A 19,000-nucleotide genomic window follows, 5' to 3' on the forward strand; every position below is an offset into this window, starting at 1 on the left:
CTGAAAAAAGGGGGAGTGTAATTGAAAGTGAAAAAAAGAATGGGGTTAGTGATCTTAGCTCTGCTGATCGTGATCCTTATTTCAGGATGTTCGACTAAAAAGCAAGTTAACAGCAATCAGGACTCCAAGGGAACAGCATCTGAAAACGGCGAAACATTAGTTATAGCCCGGTTATCTGACGCAGAAAATTTAGATCATCATTTTATGTCGACGATCAATGCTGCCAGCGTTACACATAATAAAATTTATGAAGGTCTTGTTGGTCGGGATAAAAATGCCGAAATCAAGCCGCTGCTGGCTGAAAAGTGGGAACAATTAGATGAAACAACTTGGGAGTTCAAACTTAGAGAGAATGTTACATTCCACGATGGGACTGCATTTAATGCTGATGCAGTCAAAGCAACATTTGACCGGTTATTGGATCCGGAAGTTGCATCTCCAAGAGCTGTAGTATTCAAAATGGTTGAAGAAGTAAAAGCAGTTGATGAATTTACTGTTCAATTTAAACTATCAGAACCTTTTTCACCCTTACTATCCATATTGGCCAGTCATGAAGGCGGCATTATCTCACCAAAAACACTTGAGAAATATGGAAATAAAGTTATTGCAGAACCAGTAGGGACAGGTCCATTTGTATTTGAATCCTGGACTCCAGGTAAGGAAATTGTTTTTAACAAAAATGAAAAGTATTGGGGGACTCAATCTAAGCTGGAGAAAGTCATTTTTAAAATCGTCCCTGAAGAAACAACAAGGATATCTATGCTTGAAACAGGCGAAGCTCACATAGCCGAACCTTTATCCGTCACAATGATGGAAACGGTGGAAAACTCCAAAAATGCAGAAATATTCCGCAGTGAAGGATTTGGTACAGAATATATTGGGTTTAACGTTGAAAAGGAGCCATTCGATGATGCCCGAGTCCGCAAAGCTATTGGACATGCTGTTGAAATGGATTCTATCCTGGAAGGTGTATTTGAGAATGTTGGGAAAAAGTCCAATTCACTGCTTGGGCCAAAGGTATTTGGATATCATGAAAGCTTAGAAGCATATGAATATAATCTCAATGAGGCAAAAAGGCTTCTGGCCGAAGCAGGCTATCCAAATGGCTTTGAAACAACGTTGAAAACAATGGATAAGAAAGAATGGATCAATATGGCGGAAGTTCTTCAGTCTCAGCTGAAAGGGATAGGAATCAAACTGGACATTCAGGTATATGAATATGGGACATTTGTCGAACAAGTAAACCGCGGTGATTCCGAGATGTTTATTTTAAGCTGGAGAAATGCGACTGGAGATGCTGATTATAATCAATATAACCTTTTCCATAGCAGTTCACACGGCCCTGCCGGAAATACCTTCTTTTACAGCAATAAAGAAGTGGACGGCTTAATAGAAGCTGCACGGGCTGAAAAAGATTCGGATAAGCGGATGGAGTTCTATGCAAAAGCTCAGGAAATCGAAATGGAAGAATCTATCTATATTCCGGTTCGTGTAATTGAGAATATGGCTGCTATTTCAAAAGATGTAAAAGGCTTCTCTATAAGTCCATCTGGATACTTGGAGATCAATGACATTTCAATTAAATAAGACTCTAAGATAAGAGGGATATCCATTCTGGGTACCCTTTTATCTTGTCCGGGGCCGGAAAGGTGAATGAAAATGAATAATAGCTATTGGCTAAAGAATGTGCGTTTGGAATGCGGATACAAAAATGAGAATAATAGAGTGTCAGGTACTATAACAGATCGATTTCATTTATTAATAGAGGACGGCTGCATTACAAAGATTACGAAGGACTTAGAGGCTTCATCTGATGATCTGCCTATAAAAGATGCAAAGGGACTGCTGCTATTGCCATCCTTTGTTGAAAAGCATGTCCATCTCGATAAAACCTATATGGGGGATAAGTGGAGGGCCTGCATCCCTGCATCGGGTGTTAGAGAACGGTGTGAAATTGAAAAGAATGCATTGTTATCTATGTCTGCAAGTACCTATCAGCGATCAACAGCATTACTTAAGCAACTCATATCTTATGGATCAACTCACATTAGAACCCATGTGGATATATACCCTGAAGTCCAATTACAGAATTTAGCTGAAGTTCAGCAGGCATTGGAGGAATTTTCAAGCTATGCAAGCTCCGAGATTGTTGCCTTTGCCCAGCATGGCTTGCTGCGCTCAGGGACACCTCAGCTTATTAGAGAAGCTATTAGAAATGGTGCAGGAATTGTAGGTGCGGTCGATCCAGCTACCGTTGACAACAATATTGAAGCTTCGCTTGTTCAATTGATGGATCTAGCTGTAGAAGGCAATGCAGATATTGATTTGCATTTACATGATCCTGGTCACCTTGGTACCTTTACAATGAAAAGGCTGGCCTTTCTGACTAAGGAAGCTGGCTGGGAAGGAAGAGTAGCGATTAGCCATGCATTCGGCCTGGGTGATGTTTCAAGGGCAGAAGCCGCTGAAATGGCAGAAATTTTAAAAGACGCAAGTATATCGATCGTTACTAGCCTCCCGACTGGCCGGGCAATCCCGCCTGTTGATCTGTTAAGTGAGTGTGGAGTAGAGGTTGCTGTTGGAAACGATAATATTTTTGATTCCTGGTGGCCAACAGGCAATGGCGATATCCTGGAAAGAGCAGGCCGCTTAATTGAACGGTATAGATGGACAGATGAAAAGTCTCTTTCGCAAGCATTTAGATATATTACAGGGGGCAGAACACCGCTGGATCAGAAGGGAAACCAGATCTGGCCAACCCCTGGAGATGAAGCCAGCATGGTCCTTGTCGATGCAAGCTGTTCAGCAGAGGCTATGGCTAGAAGAGCGGAACGCCATGCAGTGTTCTACAAGGGGAATTTAGTTTGCGATAAAGCAGGGAAGAAAAGAAATTGAAGAAGTAAAGAAAGCTAAAAAATTAGTAAAAGAATCCGAAAAAAATAGTTCGATTTTTTTATACAATTTAATAAATCAGTTAATGAGGTTCCTCGAAATACAGAACAAGATTAAAAGTAACGGGGGAAATGCGATGATTTATGATTTGTTAATAAAAGGCGGCAAAGTGGTTCTTAAAAACGAGGTAGTTAACAATGATATTGCCATTATTAATGGAAAAATTGCAGCGATTGCGGAGACGATTGACCATGAAGCTGAGCTGATTATCGATGCCTCTGATCAATATGTCATGCCTGGAATGATCGATACTCATGTGCATGTTTGTGAGCCTGGCCGAACAGAGTGGGAAGGGTTTATAACTGGAACTAAAGCACTGGCAGCAGGAGGAACTACATGCTATGCGGATATGCCCTTGAATGCCCTTCCGGCTACGATAGACAGGCATACACTGCAATTAAAAGCAGAAGCAGCCAAGGGGAAGAATTATATTGATTATGCATTTTATGGCGGACTTGTTCCAGACAATCTTGAAAGACTCGAAGAGCTTTCAGATGAAGGAGTTATCGCCTATAAATGCTTTATGTCCACTTGTGGAACGGATAATCCCGATGATTTTTCTAATGTGGATGATTATACCCTTTTTGCGGGGATGAAAAAGATTGCTGAACTGGGTCAAATTTTGTCGATTCATGCGGAAAATGCCCAAATTACTGATCGATTAGGCGAAGAGTTAACCGCACAGGGCAGGACAGCAGCAGCAGATTATGTCTTTTCACGGCCTGTTTTAACAGAGGTTGAAGCAGTGAAACGCGCCCTTTATTTTGGAAAAGAAACGAAGTGCCCTATTCATTTTGTGCACATTAGCACCGCAGAAGCGGTAGAAGAAATTATGAAGGCCCGAAGCGCGGGTCAGGATGTCTCTCTTGAATCCTGTCCCCATTATTTTACGATATCAGCTGAACAGCTTGAGAAAATTGGCCCGGCTGCCAAATGTTCTCCTCCACTGCGAAGTATAGAGGAACAAGAAAGGCTTTGGAAAAAGTTAATAGAAGGCAAGATTGATATGTTAACATCTGATCATTCACCATGTCCGCCTGAAATGAAGCATAGTCCTTCAAATAATTTTTTCGAAGTGTGGGGAGGAATCACAGGGTGTCAAAACAGCGTTGATTTAATGTTTGATGAAGCGGTTTTGAAAAGAAAACTGCCAATCACTCATTTTGCAAGGATGATTTCTTCTAATCCCGCTGAACGTTTTAACATTCCCAATAAAGGAGAAATAGCAGTATCAATGGATGCAGATATCATCTTCATTGATGCTAATCGTTCCTATGTTGTTGAGGAGGAAGGCCTATATTATCGGCATAAGCATAGCCCATACATTGGAAGGATGATTAATTGCCGGATAACCAAAACCCTTGTCCGCGGCAAGATTGTATATGATTTGGATCAGGGGATTGTTGGGAAACCACTCGGAAAAGCCCTTAAGTTAAAAAATGGCAGGTCAACTTTGAATATGATCTGAAATTAAAAAGTCCGCAGAAAGATTATAGATAGGGGAACTGGGTATGACAGACTTAATCAATTTGCAGGGGAAACTTGAATATGAAAATTTAGCAAAAAATATTGTGAAAAGGCTTGAATGGCTGGGCTCATTTGCAAAGGACCCAGAAGGAGGAATTACCCGTCTTCTATATTCCCAACAATGGACGGACACTCAGCAAGCTTTGAAGAGATGGATGGAAACTGAGGGTTTGGAAGTAAAGTTTGATGAAGTTGGAAATCTCAGCGGAATACTAAAGGGGGTAAATCAGACAGAAACCGTTTTAACTGGGTCGCATATTGATACCGTGAAAAATGGCGGGTTGTTTGACGGCCAATTTGGCATAGTAGCTGGGATACTGGCTTTAATTTATTTGAAAGATCATTATGGGACTCCAGAACGCAATCTCGAGGTTGTTTCACTGGCAGAAGAAGAAGGAAGCAGATTTCCTTATTGCTTTTGGGGTTCAAAGAATATTGCCGGATACGCATATAAAAAAGATGTTGAAAATCTTACAGATTCAAATGGAGTAATTTTTTCTGAAGCCATGGGTGAGGCGGGGTTCAGCTATAGGGATGAAACAAAATCTCCGCGGCAGGATTTGAAGGTATTCGTTGAAATCCACGTCGAACAGGGAAATGTCCTTGAAACTGAGAAAAAATCTGTTGGTATTGTGAAATGCATCGTTGGGCAAAGGCGTTTTACAATTGAAGTAAAAGGTCAAGCCAATCATGCTGGAACAACACCCATGGCATATCGAAAAGATGCTGTATATGCTGCCAGCCAAATGATACATGAAACACTAAATATGGCAAAGCAATATGGCGATCCGCTTGTAGCAACCGTTGGGAGGATTGATATTTCACCCAACACTGCAAATGTGGTGCCGGGAAAAGCTGCGTTTACTTTAGACCTGCGCCATATTGATAAAAATACGATGTCCCATTTTACTGAAAGATTTATAGAAAACATAAATGATATATCACGAGAGCATGGGGTTGAAACGGTCATTGAAAAATGGCTTGATACGGACCCGGTCCCAATGGATCCTGAAATTACAGAATTGATTGAAAAGAAGTGCAAGGAGAAAAATTTGAGCTATAAAGTAATGTATAGTGGTGCTGGCCATGATGCACAAATTTTTGCACCGTCCATTCCGGCGGCTATGCTTTTTGTGCCGAGCGAAAAGGGCATTAGCCATAACCCTGGTGAATATACTGCGCCTGCTGATTTAGCTGAGGGAGTTCAAGCACTGATCAGCACTTTATATGAACTGGCTTATAAATAATATTAATGAAAAGGGGAGTTATATATGGGTTATCCAAAAGATTTATTATCGAGCAGGTCTGTAATAGAACATGGAAAATATGCTTTAATTGCACCTGAAGGATTAGTGAACAATGTTATTCCTGGATTTCATCATTGCCATATTTCGATTTTAGGTTCTCCTAAGCTTGGGGCAAGCTTTGTCGACTATCATGTGACAATGAAAAAAGAAGGCGGAAATAAAGAAGGCTTTGGCGGACAGGAGGAAGTACAGACATTTGTTTACATACTGGAGGGGAAAATAAAAGCTTCAGCAGATGAAAAAGAATTTATCTTAGAGGAAAGCGGATACCTTTATTGTCCGCCGGGAGTGAAAATGTACTTAGAAAATATGAATGATGGGGATTCTAAGCTCTTCTTATACAAGCAGAAATATCGCCGTCTTGAAGGGAGAAAGCCCTGGGTTATATCAGGACATGCAAATAGAATAGAATTCAGGAACTACGATGATATGCATAATGTCAACATTAAAGATCTGTTGCCTGCTGATTTAGATTTTGATATGAATTTTCATATCCTTTCGTTCGATCCTGCTGCGAGCCACCCGTTTATTGAAACACATGTTCAGGAACACGGAGCATATATCCTTTCCGGAGAAGGGATGTATAATCTCGATAACAAGTGGATTCCAGTAAAAAAAGGCGATTATATTTTCATGGGCCCTTATGTTCACCAGGCAGCGTACGCTATAGGGAGAGAAAATTTAACATATATCTACTCAAAAGATTGCAATCGGGATGCGGAACTATAAAAAATTACAGGAGAGGAGAAATAGCGGTGCCAAACATACAGAAGATTATGGAAGAAAGAGTTTTTGAAATCGATAAAATAGCAAAGTTCGATTCAGATAAACCGCAAAAGAACTATTTTTATGAAACTGATAAAACGGCAGGAGCTGTCTGGTGTCTGGAACCTGGACAGGAGGTATACTTGCATTCTCACTCCAATGTTGATGATATATGGGTTTGTATGGAGGGAACAGGAACCTACTTTCCTGACTTGGAGAATGAAATTCAAATAAGTAAAGGCATGGTGATCCTTGCTAAGCCTAATCAGATTCATGGAATGCGCAATACCGGGAAGGACAGGTTTTTATTTGTTGGATTTGCAGCCGGGTCTTTGCCAATGGATATAACAAGATATTGACTTGCAGGCTGTAGTCTTTTAAAAAGTGTATCGCTCTCAGCCAGTTTTCTGGAAGAGAGCGATATGTATAATTAGATCCAATTTATGTTCATAACAAACAAGCACCCCGGCTAAACTTTCACAGTCAGCTTCGTTCTTAATAGATTGTAAATGAAATAACCTAAGCAAATTAAGCTGGACAGGGAAAAGCTGATCCAAATCGTAAGAAGATTTTCCATAATAGGCAAAGCTGCAAACCCCCCGGCAGTCCCAATAATAGATGCAAGGGGAATAAGGGCAGGCAAGGTTTTACTGCCAAGGATAATATACAGCATGGGAACAATCATGGAAGCATAAGTATTACCGAAAAAAAACAGCAGTTCGATAGGAGATGGAGGCAGGATACTAACGATAATAAGTAATAATAAACACATGGCTCCGGAAAACAGATAGGTGAATCCCCATTTTTCTTTATTGCTGAGGGGGCGAAGCATCCCGACGATATTTTTAATGATCAATGTGACAACAGCATGTAATTCTGCACTAATTGCAGAAGAAATGGCACTGAAGCAAAACAGGACAAATAAAACAATAAGCAATGTTGAATTGATTTTTCCTATTAACTCAAATAACAAGGAATATATGGAATCATAGCTTCTTCCAAAAATAATAATCATGATCAAAGATGATAATGCAAGAGGAATAGTTGCCCAAATTAAACCCGCTAGTGTAAAAGTAATTCTCAGCTTTTCTTTTTTTATAATAAAAACTCTTTGCCATGAGGCACGATCAATAATTACTTGTCCAAAGCCAATTAAAATAGCTGTGAAAATAAACAAAATAGCTTCCGTGTTTTTAACGTAAAGGATGTATGGATGATATAATTTAATGCCTTCATAAACAGGATATACACCTTCCTGGATATAAAAGTAAACAGGGATGATGATGACAGCGCTGAATATGAGTACGACATTAATGCCTGCAAGCTGATGGATTCTTTGCATGCCCCCTGCTCCCCCAATAAAAAAACAAAACAATAAAAAGAAAACCATAACAGAAAAAACAGGCAGGGGAAAAATCATGTGCAGTAGGATTCCTGCCCCCATAGCTTGAACGAATATAGAATGGAAACTAATTACGAGAAGAATAAAAATCATGAACCAGTAACCGGGTGGAGTCAATCTTTTGCGCAATACATCACCTATCGTTTGCTGGTCATGAAACCGATCTCGAATCTTTTTTGCTAATATTCCAAATAAAATGAGTGCAAGAGCCCCCATAAGGGAATAGCCGATTCCTCCGGTTAACCCATACTTTATTAATGTTTCGGGAGATGAAAGAATGGTATTGCCTGTTACCCATCTTGACAAAAGACTCACAACACCAAAACCGATTCCCAGCTGAAATGCTCCGCCAATATAGTATTGAAAATCGGTTTTCTTCATTGTGAAGTCTCCTTCATGCGGTAATCCCTGGGTGATTGGCCAGTCATTTTCCGAAAGATTTGGCTAAAGTAGTGCTGACTGTTAAATCCGCACTTTTCTGAAATGGTGCTAATGCTTAATTCAGGGCTTTCAATCAGCATTTTTTGTGCCTGTTTTAATCGAAAGTCATTTAAGTATTCGGAAAAGCCCATTCCTACTTCCTCGTGAAATTTTCTGCTCAGATAAGCTGAATTGATATGAATTTTAGATGCTAAATAATTTAAAGTAAGCTTTTCATTGTATTCCTTTTGAATAATTTGCAAAGCCTTAACAATTTGCTCAGAGTAGCTGCCAATTCGTTCATACCTCCGCAAAACGCTCATTAACTCCTCTTCAATGACGGGCTTTGTAATATAATCAACTACTCCAAGCCTGAGTGATTTTTGAATATAATCAAAGTTTTGATAGGCTGTAACCATGATTAAGTCAATATTACCAGCTGCGGAAAGCTCCATAGCTAAATCTAACCCTGATTTGCCTGGGAGCTGAATATCAAGGAAAGCGAGAAAGATGTCGTGCTTTTTTATAATTTGAAGAGCTTGTGAGGCATCCTGAGCCTTAAAAAGAATCCAATTGGGAAATTTCTTTTTGATGAGATATTCCAGCTGTTCCAATTCTATAAGTTCATCATCTACAAGCAGAATATTCATTGCATCCTTTCTCCTTCCAATTTCTCTGACATAATAACGTGGGGGAATATAGCCAAAACTGCTGTTCCATCTCCCTGGTCTGTTAATTGCACAGAAGTTTCATCATTGGGAAATAATAGTTCAAGTCTTCTTTTTATATTCTCCAGCCCCACGCCGCCATCCTGGGGACTTGTTTCATAGCGCTCTAAAGAATTGTTCCACACTGAAACATGAATCGCTGATTCGATCTTTATTATTTTTATTTTTAATAAGGCCTCGCCAATATGTCTTTCAAAGGCATGCTTAAAAGCATTTTCCACAAGTGTTTGTATTAAAAAGGGAATGATAATGGCATTATTCACATGGTTGTCCAAATGAATTTCATAATGAAGACGATCTCTAAATCTTGTTTTCTGTATCTCCAGATAGTAATTAACATAAGTAAGCTCATCTTCAATTGATATGAAATTATTTAAAGTCCGATATTTAAATTTTAGCAGTTTTGAAAGGGTTTCAATGGACCGTATTAATTCTGCTTTACGGTCCAGCCTAGCTAGAGCCAGGATGGAGTTTAAGGTATTAAAAAAGAAATGCGGCTGGATTTCCTGGTTTAATTGATTGTATAAAGCTGTTTGAAGTTCACATTCTAACGCTATTTCTCTTTTTTGCCTCTCAAGTAAATCAATTCTTTTTTCAAAAACAAATAAAAATAGCAGGGTAAAGGCTCCCGCCAGCGGAACCAGAACACAAAACATAATGTATATGGAGAATGATTCAATAGGCAGCATGTGGTTCGTTTCTCCTTAAGTATTAAAAAAGGGAGGTATAATAACCTATCCCTTTTTTAATATAACATTTTATACAAAATAGAGGTATTTGTATTAAACTGGAAGAGTTTCAGCGATAGGACAGCTTACAAAGTGATTATTAACCAGCTCCCTAAGGGGAGGTTCCTCTTGCTTGCATTTTTCAACAGCAAAAGGACAGCGTGTATGAAACCTGCAGCCTCCAGGAGGATCAATCGGTGATGGAACATCTCCTTTTAATATGACGCGGTCCCTTTTTAAAGTTGGATCCGGAACTGGAATAGACGAGAGCAGTGCTTTTGTATACGGGTGAAGCGGAGAGTCGAACATTTCTTTTTTCTCTGCAATCTCGACCACTTTTCCCAGATACATCACCATAACCCTGTCTGAAATATGCCTGACGACACTAAGGTCATGAGAGATAAAAAGGAAGGTCAATTTAAACTGCTTTTGCAGCTTCTTTAATAAATTGAGAATTTGTGCCTGGATAGATACATCCAGGGCAGATACAGCTTCATCACAAATGATTAATTTTGGATTAACGGCCAATGCTCTGGCGATTCCAATACGCTGGCGCTGGCCGCCGCTAAATTCATGCGGATATCTGTCAAGTGCTTCTGGAGGAAGTCCGACATAGCCAAGCAGTTCCAGCATTCTTTCCTTTCGCCTTGATTTTTCAACCACATTCTGAATGGCCATGGCTTCATTTAAAATTTGCTTCACCATTTGCCGGGGATTAAGAGAAGCAAAAGGATCTTGAAATATAACCTGCAAATCACCTCTAAGTTTTCTCATATCCTTTTTATTTAACGTTAAAATATTTTTCCCCATATAAAGAACCTTTCCGTCAGTAGGTTCATCAAGCCTTAAAATTGCACGTCCGGTTGTTGATTTCCCGCATCCGGACTCCCCAACTATACTTAATGTCTCACCTTCAAAAAGCTCAAATGAAATATCGTCTACCGCCTTTACATATGCCTTTGGCTTGAAGATAGAGTCTTTTTTAACCGGGAAATATTGTTTTAATCGATCTACTTGCAAGATGATATTTTTTTCTGCTGTCGTTTCCACGTTAGACAACCCCTTCTTTATCTCTTTTGCCAGTCCACTTGTCGGTGTATTTCCAGCATCTTACTTTAATATCTTCAGAATAGGAAACAAGATCAGGCTGGTGTGCAGCACATATATCTTCCGCATAAGGGCATCTAGAGGCGAACCGGCATCCGCCAGGCATATTGTAAGGGCTGGGGACACTGCCATCTATCGTAATTAGTTCTTCCTGATCTTCATGGATTTTGGGCAATGAGTTCAATAGCCCTTGCGTATAAGGGTGCTTTGGATCAGCAAATATTTGCTCTGTAGAAGCATGCTCGACTATATTTCCGGCATACATTACCGCTACCTTATCACAAGTTTCTGCCACAACTCCCAAATCGTGGGTAATCATGATAACACCCATTCCTATTTTTGTTTGCAGCTCTTTTATCAGCTCCAGTATTTGCGCTTGAATCGTAACATCCAAGGCAGTGGTTGGCTCATCTGCTATTAATACCTCAGGTGTACATGCAAGAGCCATAGCAATCATGACACGCTGGCGCATCCCTCCGCTCAATTGGAACGGTTCTTGTTTCGCTCGTTTTTCAGGAGAGGGGATTCCAACCATCTTCAGCATATCAACTGACTTATCCCATGCAGCTTTTTTTCCCATCTTTTGGTGCAGCCTCAAAGCTTCTGCAATTTGTTCCCCAACCGGGATTACAGGATTCAAGGAAGTCATTGGCTCCTGAAAAATCATAGATATTTCATTCCCGCGAATTTTTCTCATTTCATCCTCTGGCATTGTAACTAAATCTCTTCCTTTAAAAAGAACGGAACCCCCGGCAATTTTTCCCGGTGGAGAAGGAATGAGGCGGAGAATAGAGAGGGAAGTCATACTTTTCCCGCATCCGGATTCCCCTACAATTCCCAGCGTTTCCCCTTTATGCAGTGTAAAATCGATGCCATCAACCGCTTTGCTGACTCCCCGCTTTGTTGTAAAGTGGGTTTTTAATCCTTTTACTTCAAGTATTGGCCTGTTACTTTCTTTCATATCCAGTCACCACCCTTAACTTAATTTAGCTCAATGCGTTTATTGAAGAACCGATAGAAGACATCTACGAATAAATTCACAACTACGAAAATAAGTGAGGCAAATAATACTCCTCCCTGGACCATTGGAAGATCACGCATTCGAATTGCATCGACAATCATTCTTCCCAGTCCATTAATAGCAAAGATCGATTCCACCAATACGGTGCCTCCAAGGAGTGCGCCAAACTGCAGGCCCACAACCGTAATCACTGGAATCAGGGCATTTCTCAGTGCATGTTTATAAATAATGATTCGTTCGCGAAGCCCTTTTGCACGTGCTGTCCGAATATAATCCTGGCGAATAACTTCCAGCATGCTAGATCTGGTCATCCTTGCGACAATTGCTGCTCCTCCTGCTCCAAGGGTAATAGCCGGCAAGATGACATGGAGCAGACTGTCCCATCCTGCAACCGGCAAAATTTGAAGCTTAACAGAGAAGAAATACATAAGCATGAGGCCAAACCAGAAGCTTGGAAGTGAAATTCCTAAGAGTGCAACAAGCATGACGCTGACATCGGTCAAAGAATAAGGTTTAACAGCTGAAATAATTCCTGCTGCCATTCCCAGCACGATTGTAATAATGATGCTAAAGAAGGCGAGTTCAATGGTAATTGGCAGTCTTACTAATATTTCATCAAGAACAGGCTGGCTGTTTTTTAAGGAGACACCTAAATCCCCCTTAAACACACTCGTTAAATATTCGAAGTATTGGATATATAAAGGCTGATTTAATCCAAGCTGGTCTCGAATAGCTTCAATCGTTTCTTTTGAGGCGCCTTCACCAGCAAGAAGTACTGCAGGATCCCCTGGAACGAGCTGCATAATAAAGAAGACAACAAAAGTAACTCCAATAATGACCGGGATTGTTTGTAAAATCCGGCGTAATATAAACATCAGCATAGATATAACCTCCTCAAAGCTTTTATTTTTTCATCCTAGGGTCAAACGCATCACGCAAACCATCACCAAAAATATTAAATCCAAGAACTAGAATAGAGATGGCAAGACCTGGAAATAGGGCGATATAAGGTGCGGAGAATAAGAAATCCCTCCCGCTGCTGAGCATGGTTCCCCATTCAGGTGAAGGCGGCTGTGCACCCAGGCCGAGGAATGATAATCCAGCTGCTGACAGAATGGCGGTAGCCAATCGCAGAGTCCCTTGAACAATAATGGGTGAAAGAATATTCGGGAAAATATGCCTGGATATAATGACAAAATCAGAGGCGCCAAGCGATCGGATTGCATCAATATACTCAAGGCGCTTTACTTCTAAAGTAGATCCCCGGACGATTCTAGCAAATAAAGGTACAGAAAAAGCTCCTACTGCTATGGTCACATTAATCAGACTTGGACCCAGTGCTGCAATAATTGCTAGAGCAAGGAGAATCCCTGGGAATGCAAGCATAACATCCATCATCCTCATGATAATGGTGTCAACCCATTTGCCATAATACCCAGCTACAAGACCAAAAATGATTCCGAAAAATGCTCCGAATAACACAGCAGCAAATCCGACCCCCATTGAAAGCCTTGAACCATATAGAATCCGGCTTAAAATATCTCTTCCTTTATCATCTGTTCCCATCCAGTGGTCTGCAGATGGAGGAGTCAGCTTATTTTCCAAATCAATTTCGTATGGGCTATATGGAGCCAGCAGCGGTGCAAATGCCGCCATTAACAGATAAACAAAAATAATAATAGCCCCAGCAAGTGCTGCTTTATTTTGCCTCAATATAGAAAGAAAATCTTTTATTCTAGACTCCTTTGAGCCGCTAATCAATGTCTTTACAGCTATATCTGGCTGCTCCGTTTTTACTTGAACTGTCATCTTATTTCCCCCCTAAAAGATTTTTTTACTAGCAGTAAATTGAAAATCAGTCTTCCTCCTTTCAAAAGAAGAATGGATTGCAAACGTTTAGTTAAAATTATCAAAATTACCTGTAAAGTAAATATTTTTAAAAATAGTTGTCAAAATATTTAAAAATCAAGTAAATATTCTGTAAATATCTAAGTGCATCATCTTCTATAATGCAGATATGCATTTACGGAGGGACGGTGAACATTGAGTTTATTACCGGAATTATTTACTAAAAAAGGGGAGAGAAAAATGGAGAAAGATAGAAAGCACTTTCGAAAGGGATTGCTAATGATTTTCCTAAGCTTAATGATGCTGCTGTCAACAGCATGTTCTACACAAACAAAAACAGAGCAGGAAGCTGGCAATGAATCCGAAGGTAAAAAGGATGGGGGTACATTGACAGTTGTCCGTTTATCAGATGCAACAAAATTAGATCCTCACTTTATTACAGACATTCCTTCAGCAAATATTATTTATCAAAAAGTATATGAAACTTTAGTGGAACCAGATAAAGATATGAACATTCAGCCGCTGCTGGCAACAGAGTGGAATGTCATTGATGATACGACCTGGGAGTTTAAACTAAAGGAAGGGGTATCCTTTCATGACGGTACACCGTTTAACTCTGAAGCTGTGAAGGCCACCTTTGATCGTTTGCTGGATCCAAACACTGGATCGCCTCAGCGTGAGAAATTCGCGATGATTAATGAAGTAAAAGTAATTGATGAATACACAGTACAATTATTGCTTGATTACCCGTATGCTCCGCTGCTTTCTATTCTTGCAAGCAGTGAAGGAAGCATCATGAGTCCAAAGGCGCTGGCGGAAAACCAGGAGACGCTTGCAGAGAAACCTGTTGGTACAGGCCCGTTTGTTTTTGAAAATTGGAAGACTGGACAGGAAATTTCCTTGAAGAAAAATGAAAATTATTGGGGAAAAAGTCCAAGTATTGATGAAGTTGTTTTTAAGGTTGTACCTGAAGACGCGACTCGGCTGGCTATGATTGAAACAGGGGAAGCACACATTAATGATCAGGTGCCTGTTACAGAAATTGAGCGAATTGAGGCTTCTGAATCGATGGGACTTCTCCGGGCTGAGGGGCTTGCAGTTGAATATATTGGATTTAACACGAAGAAAAAACCATTGGATGATGTTAAAGTCCGCAAAGCAATCAGCCATGCAGTTGAGAGAGAAGCGATCATTAAAGGGGTTTATAACAATGTGGGCACACTTGCTAATGCCGCGATGAGTCCAAAGGTGTTTGGCCACAGTGAAAAAGTTAAGCCTTATGATTATGATCTAAATGAAGCAAAGAAATTGTTAAAAGAAGCCGGATATGAAAACGGACTTAAGCTTAAATTACTGACAAGTGATAGAAAAGAACGCATCAATATGGCTGAAGTTATTCAATCGCAATTAAAGGGAATTGGCGTTGAGGTAGATATTCAAGTAATGGAATATGGAGCATATATCGATACAATTGATAAATCTGAGCATGATCTATTTATCGGAGGATGGGGAAATGCCACTGGAGATGGTGATTATAATCAGTACAACCTTTTCCATACTGCTTCACAGGGACCTCCTGGAAACCATTTTTATTACAGCAACCCAGAGGTAGACAAAATTATCGAAGAAGCACGAAGAGAGACTGACGAAGCAAAGCGGAAGGATCTTTATGAAAGAGTAATGCAAATGGAATTAGAGGATGCGGTCTATATTCCAATCCGAAACTATGAACATATGGCTGCGCACAGTAAAAATGTAAGCGGCTTTTGGCTGAATGCTGCCAATTATTTAATGATTGATGATGCAGTAATTAAGTAAGTAAATTAAAAAGGGAAACGGAAAAGTACTTTTGAAGCAAAAGTGCTTTTCCTTCATTTTCAATTTTAGGAGGAATCAGAATGACAGCTCTATGGATTACAAATGTTCGGCTAGAAAAAGGATTCATTTACGAAAATGAACAAATTACAGGGACAAGCACAGAAATTTGCCACTTGAAAATCGAAGCTGGAAAAATTGCAGAAATTTCACTGCTTGCCCCAGATTCTAATGAAAACCAACTTGATGCAAAACAGAAGCTTCTGCTTCCTTCTTTAAGAGATATGCACATTCATATTGACAAAACCTATTACGGCGGGCCATGGAAAGCCTGTACACCAATCACAAATGGCATTTTCACTAGATTAGAAGAGGAAAAGGAACTTCTGCCAAAGCTTCTCCCAACCGCACAAGAACGTGCTGAAAAAATGATAGAGCTATATTTGGAAAATGGCCATACCCACATTCGCACACATTGTAATGTTGACCCTGTAATTGGCCTGAAAAACTTGGAAGCTACTGTCAATGCACTAAAAAAATATGAAGATGTCCTTACATATGACATTGTTGCGTTTCCGCAGCATGGACTGCTGAGGAGCGGCTCTGTTCAGTTAATTCGTGATGCTATGAAAAATGGTGCCACCCTGGTTGGCGGTGTGGATCCAGCTACCGTGGACAGAAACATTGAAAAGTCCCTGCATACCATTTTTGAAATTGCAGCAGAGCATAATAAGGGAGTCGATATCCATCTTCATGATCCTAACACATTGGGAGCTTTTACATTTGAGAGAATGGCAGATTATACAAAAGAAGCAGGCATGGCAGGAAGAGCAACAATTAGCCATGGAATTGCTTTAGCCGACCTGTCCGGAGAAGCATTGGCTGAGATGGCGGCAATATTAAAAGAGCAGGAAATTGACGTGACCACTACCATTCCAATTAATCGTACAGCTATTCCAGTTCCTGCCCTTGATCGTTATGGTATTCCCGTTTCAGTAGGCCATGACAGCATCACCGATCACTGGTCCCCGTTCGGAACAGGAAACACCATACAGAAACTGGGGACCCTTGCGGAAAGGTTCCGAATGATTGATGAATATTCTTTATCATCAGTCTTGAAGTTTGCAACTGGCGGTATTACTCCCCTGAATAAAGCTGGTGAAAGGGTTTGGCCAAAAGTCGGCGACGATGCAACGATGATGCTGGTTGATGCGACATGTTCAGCAGAGGCAATTGCAAGAAGAGCACCGGTTGAGTCATTATTTTTCAAAGGCAATAAGGTTGAAAGCAAACGAACTGAACTAAACATAATAAATTCATAGCTTAAGAGCAAAAAGGAGGGTTAAGTAATGCCTAAGTCCCATTGGTTAACAAACATTAAGCTTGAAACTGGATACCTCCAGGATGAAAAGGGAGTTTATACTACAAAAACTGAACTATTTCATTTGAAAATTGAAGATGGAAAAGTAATAGAAAAACAGAGCAGCGGATATGAAATTTCGAAAAATGAAGATACAGTGGATGGAAGAGGGTTTTTGGCACTGCCATCTTTTAAAGAGATGCACAACCATCTTGATAAGACCTATCTTTCTCTTGATTGGAAGGCTTGCAGGCCGGTCAAAAATTTAGAGGAACGTTTAAGGTATGAAGCAATGGAGCTTGAGGAATTGGCGCCTACAGCCAGGCAGCGGGCAAGCAAAATGATTGAGCTTCTCCTTTCTAAGGGGTCAACTCACATTCGTACCCATGTAAATATTGATCCTTATATTGGCTTGAAGAACCTGGAGGGCGTAAGAGAAGCTTTAGAAGACTATTCCGACAAACTGACATTCGAAATTGTAGCTTTCCCTCAACACGGTCTTTTAAGGGAACATGTAATTCCTCTCATGAAAGAAGCGATGAGATCTGGAGCCAGCATTGTAGGCGGTCTTGATCCTGCAGGAATTGACCGTAATATTGAAAAGTCACTTTATGAAGTCATGAATCTGAGTACAGAATTTGATGCAGATATAGATATCCATTTACATGATGGAGGACATGTAGGGCTATATACAATTGATAAATTTGCTGAAATGATAGAAGAAGCAAAGTGGCACAATCGTGCTGCTGTAAGCCATGCATTTTGTTTAGGGGAAGTACCAGTCCCGCAAGCAGAAGAAATGGCGGAAAGATTGAATGAGCTTGGAATGTCGATCATGTCCACTATTCCTATAACAAAATCTCTTCCACCAATTGAACTCTTGGACAGAAAAGGTGTAAATATTTATCTGGGATGCGATGGTTTCTATGATTCATGGGGACCTTTCGGGACTGGAGATCTGCTGGAAAAAGTAACGAGATATGGTGAGCTTTACCGTAAGAGCGATGAAATTTCTCTGGCACAATCATTAAAATGGGCCACTGGGGGTCCTGTCCCATTAAACAAGGATGGAGAGATGAGTTGGCCGCTTGAGGGAGAAGAAGCAAACTTGGTACTTGTCGATGCTTCGTGTTCGGCAGAAGCAGTTGCGAGAACACCTAAAAGAGAAGCGGTAATTTTTAGAGGGAAAGTTGTTGCAGGACAGCTGACATAAAAACGTTTCCTGATATAAATACCATATTTTATGGAGGATCATATGTTAAAAATTGATGATAGCCTTGTGCTATTCGACGCAGCAGAAAATGGTGACCTTGACTGTTTGAAAGCCTGTCTAGAGAGCGGCATTAATATTAATCTTCAGGATAAGAAAAAACGAACGGCCATTTTGATTGCTTCGATAAATAAGCATTATGATATGGTTCATTTTCTGGCGGAGTCAGGGGCAGATATTAATCTTCAAGATCAAACCAGCTTAAACCCATTTTTATATGGATGCATTCATGGAGATTTGAAGTTAGTTAAAATGATGATTAGCGCTGGGGCAGATATTAATCTCTTAACGAGATTTGGCGGAGTGGGTATTACTCCAGCCTGCGAAAAGGGACATATAGAGGTGGTTCGTGAGCTTTTAACATCTACAGATATAAACGTAAACCATACCAATTATTGCGGATGGACACCTTTGATTGAAGCCATTGTTTTGAATGATGGAGGAGAAACCCAGCAGGCCATCATAAGGATATTGCTTGAACACGGGGCCGATACAAGCCTTACAGACCAATATGGTGTGAAGCCGATTGAGCTCGCCAGAAGAAAAGGATACAAAGAAATAGAGGATATCTTATTTACCGCTGGTATAGAGTAATTGCATAGTAAGGTTTAGGCAAAGAACTCCCTTTCTGTTTTAATAGCAGAAAGGGAGTTCTTTTGGTTCATAAAAGTGTGCTGAAAGTTGATTCCCTAAGCAGCAATAGCAGCAATGTAAAAGCATAGTAAGAAAACTAAAGTTTAAAAGTTTTAT

General features: G+C 40.3%; 17 protein-coding genes. 10 read left to right on the forward strand and 7 right to left on the reverse strand.

Translation table 11 applies throughout. The annotated features are described in order from the left end of the window. Nucleotides 1-39: 39 nt before the first annotated feature. The 6 genes from A361_RS05860 (at nucleotide 40) to A361_RS05885 (ending at nucleotide 6,910) form a co-directional block, all read left to right on the forward strand. Nucleotides 40-1,587: a glutathione ABC transporter substrate-binding protein gene (locus tag A361_RS05860; RefSeq protein WP_175502135.1), complete on the forward strand. Its 1,548-nt coding sequence runs from the start codon at nucleotides 40-42 to the stop codon at nucleotides 1,585-1,587. Nucleotides 1,588-1,659: 72 nt separating this feature from the next. Continuing rightward, the gene (locus A361_RS05865; protein WP_019383470.1) at nucleotides 1,660-2,895 is read left to right on the forward strand and encodes an amidohydrolase; all 1,236 of its coding nucleotides are present in this window, start codon (nucleotides 1,660-1,662) and stop codon (nucleotides 2,893-2,895) included. Nucleotides 2,896-3,028: 133 nt separating this feature from the next. Further along, nucleotides 3,029-4,420: an allantoinase AllB gene (gene allB / locus A361_RS05870; protein ID WP_019383471.1), complete on the forward strand. Its 1,392-nt coding sequence runs from the start codon at nucleotides 3,029-3,031 to the stop codon at nucleotides 4,418-4,420. 43 nt (nucleotides 4,421-4,463) lie between these two features. Next, nucleotides 4,464-5,726 carry an allantoate deiminase gene (gene allC / locus A361_RS05875; RefSeq protein ID WP_019383472.1) on the forward strand — a complete coding sequence of 421 codons (1,263 nt, stop codon included), beginning with the start codon at nucleotides 4,464-4,466 and terminating at the stop codon, nucleotides 5,724-5,726. Nucleotides 5,727-5,750: 24 nt separating this feature from the next. After that, nucleotides 5,751-6,515: a (S)-ureidoglycine aminohydrolase gene (allE, locus tag A361_RS05880; RefSeq protein ID WP_009335786.1), complete on the forward strand. Its 765-nt coding sequence runs from the start codon at nucleotides 5,751-5,753 to the stop codon at nucleotides 6,513-6,515. Between the two features lie 26 nt (nucleotides 6,516-6,541). Then, the gene (locus A361_RS05885; RefSeq protein WP_019383473.1) at nucleotides 6,542-6,910 is read left to right on the forward strand and encodes a cupin domain-containing protein; all 369 of its coding nucleotides are present in this window, start codon (nucleotides 6,542-6,544) and stop codon (nucleotides 6,908-6,910) included. 110 nt (nucleotides 6,911-7,020) lie between these two features. Here the strand turns inward: A361_RS05885 and A361_RS05890 are convergent, their stop codons facing one another. The 7 genes from A361_RS05890 to A361_RS05920 form a co-directional block, all read right to left on the reverse strand. Further along, nucleotides 7,021-8,334, reverse strand: coding sequence for a hypothetical protein (locus tag A361_RS05890; protein ID WP_019383474.1), 1,314 nt, complete (start codon nucleotides 8,332-8,334; stop codon nucleotides 7,021-7,023). Beyond that, nucleotides 8,331-9,023 (reverse strand): response regulator transcription factor, encoded by a 693-nt coding sequence (locus A361_RS05895; protein WP_019383475.1) that lies wholly within the window; start codon nucleotides 9,021-9,023, stop codon nucleotides 8,331-8,333. Before A361_RS05895 ends, A361_RS05890 begins: the two co-directional genes overlap by 4 nt. Next, nucleotides 9,020-9,790: a sensor histidine kinase gene (locus A361_RS05900; RefSeq protein WP_019383476.1), complete on the reverse strand. Its 771-nt coding sequence runs from the start codon at nucleotides 9,788-9,790 to the stop codon at nucleotides 9,020-9,022. The genes A361_RS05895 and A361_RS05900 overlap by 4 nt, the downstream gene beginning before the upstream one ends. Nucleotides 9,791-9,883: 93 nt before the next feature. Further along, the gene (locus A361_RS05905) at nucleotides 9,884-10,879 is read right to left on the reverse strand and encodes an ABC transporter ATP-binding protein (protein WP_019383477.1); all 996 of its coding nucleotides are present in this window, start codon (nucleotides 10,877-10,879) and stop codon (nucleotides 9,884-9,886) included. 1 nt (nucleotide 10,880) lies between these two features. After that, nucleotides 10,881-11,897, reverse strand: coding sequence for an ABC transporter ATP-binding protein (locus A361_RS05910; RefSeq protein ID WP_009335792.1), 1,017 nt, complete (start codon nucleotides 11,895-11,897; stop codon nucleotides 10,881-10,883). Nucleotides 11,898-11,917: 20 nt separating this feature from the next. Then, nucleotides 11,918-12,838, reverse strand: a complete 921-nt coding sequence (gene nikB / locus A361_RS05915; RefSeq protein ID WP_009335793.1) for a nickel ABC transporter permease — start codon at nucleotides 12,836-12,838, stop codon at nucleotides 11,918-11,920. A 22-nt stretch (nucleotides 12,839-12,860) separates the two neighbouring features. Next, on the reverse strand, nucleotides 12,861-13,766 hold the full coding sequence (locus tag A361_RS05920; RefSeq protein WP_009335794.1) for an ABC transporter permease: 906 nt from the start codon (nucleotides 13,764-13,766) through the stop codon (nucleotides 12,861-12,863). A gap of 279 nt (nucleotides 13,767-14,045) precedes the next feature. Between A361_RS05920 and A361_RS05925 the strand changes: the two genes are divergently transcribed. From A361_RS05925 to A361_RS05940, 4 genes are all read left to right on the forward strand, one after another. Further along, on the forward strand, nucleotides 14,046-15,623 hold the full coding sequence (locus tag A361_RS05925) for a glutathione ABC transporter substrate-binding protein (protein WP_009335795.1): 1,578 nt from the start codon (nucleotides 14,046-14,048) through the stop codon (nucleotides 15,621-15,623). 80 nt (nucleotides 15,624-15,703) lie between these two features. Beyond that, a complete protein-coding gene (locus tag A361_RS05930) occupies nucleotides 15,704-16,942 on the forward strand; it encodes an amidohydrolase family protein (RefSeq protein ID WP_019383478.1) in 1,239 nt (412 codons plus the stop codon). Nucleotides 16,943-16,969: 27 nt separating this feature from the next. Beyond that, nucleotides 16,970-18,193, forward strand: a complete 1,224-nt coding sequence (locus A361_RS05935; protein ID WP_019383479.1) for an amidohydrolase — start codon at nucleotides 16,970-16,972, stop codon at nucleotides 18,191-18,193. 42 nt (nucleotides 18,194-18,235) lie between these two features. Beyond that, nucleotides 18,236-18,844 carry an ankyrin repeat domain-containing protein gene (locus A361_RS05940; RefSeq protein ID WP_009335798.1) on the forward strand — a complete coding sequence of 203 codons (609 nt, stop codon included), beginning with the start codon at nucleotides 18,236-18,238 and terminating at the stop codon, nucleotides 18,842-18,844. Nucleotides 18,845-19,000: the final 156 nt, after the last annotated feature.

Origin of the sequence: Cytobacillus oceanisediminis 2691, assembly GCF_000294775.2 — a bacterium.
GTDB lineage: Bacteria > Bacillota > Bacilli > Bacillales > Cytobacillaceae > Cytobacillus > Cytobacillus pseudoceanisediminis.

Excerpts from the sequence above, each read along its gene's own strand:
- A361_RS05860 (WP_175502135.1), top strand. The coding sequence starts at position 40 with ATGGGGTTAGTGATCTTAGCTCTGCTGATCGTGATCCTTATTTCAGGA.
- A361_RS05865 (WP_019383470.1), top strand. The coding sequence starts at position 1,660 with ATGAATAATAGCTATTGGCTAAAGAATGTGCGTTTGGAATGCGGATAC.
- allB (WP_019383471.1), top strand. The coding sequence starts at position 3,029 with ATGATTTATGATTTGTTAATAAAAGGCGGCAAAGTGGTTCTTAAAAAC.
- allC (WP_019383472.1), top strand. The coding sequence starts at position 4,464 with ATGACAGACTTAATCAATTTGCAGGGGAAACTTGAATATGAAAATTTA.
- allE (WP_009335786.1), top strand. The coding sequence starts at position 5,751 with ATGGGTTATCCAAAAGATTTATTATCGAGCAGGTCTGTAATAGAACAT.
- A361_RS05890 (WP_019383474.1), bottom strand. The coding sequence starts at position 8,334 with ATGAAGAAAACCGATTTTCAATACTATATTGGCGGAGCATTTCAGCTG.
- A361_RS05895 (WP_019383475.1), bottom strand. The coding sequence starts at position 9,023 with ATGAATATTCTGCTTGTAGATGATGAACTTATAGAATTGGAACAGCTG.
- A361_RS05900 (WP_019383476.1), bottom strand. The coding sequence starts at position 9,790 with ATGCTGCCTATTGAATCATTCTCCATATACATTATGTTTTGTGTTCTG.
- A361_RS05910 (WP_009335792.1), bottom strand. The coding sequence starts at position 11,897 with ATGAAAGAAAGTAACAGGCCAATACTTGAAGTAAAAGGATTAAAAACC.
- nikB (WP_009335793.1), bottom strand. The coding sequence starts at position 12,838 with ATGCTGATGTTTATATTACGCCGGATTTTACAAACAATCCCGGTCATT.
- A361_RS05920 (WP_009335794.1), bottom strand. The coding sequence starts at position 13,766 with ATGACAGTTCAAGTAAAAACGGAGCAGCCAGATATAGCTGTAAAGACA.
- A361_RS05925 (WP_009335795.1), top strand. The coding sequence starts at position 14,046 with ATGGAGAAAGATAGAAAGCACTTTCGAAAGGGATTGCTAATGATTTTC.
- A361_RS05930 (WP_019383478.1), top strand. The coding sequence starts at position 15,704 with ATGACAGCTCTATGGATTACAAATGTTCGGCTAGAAAAAGGATTCATT.
- A361_RS05935 (WP_019383479.1), top strand. The coding sequence starts at position 16,970 with ATGCCTAAGTCCCATTGGTTAACAAACATTAAGCTTGAAACTGGATAC.
- A361_RS05940 (WP_009335798.1), top strand. The coding sequence starts at position 18,236 with ATGTTAAAAATTGATGATAGCCTTGTGCTATTCGACGCAGCAGAAAAT.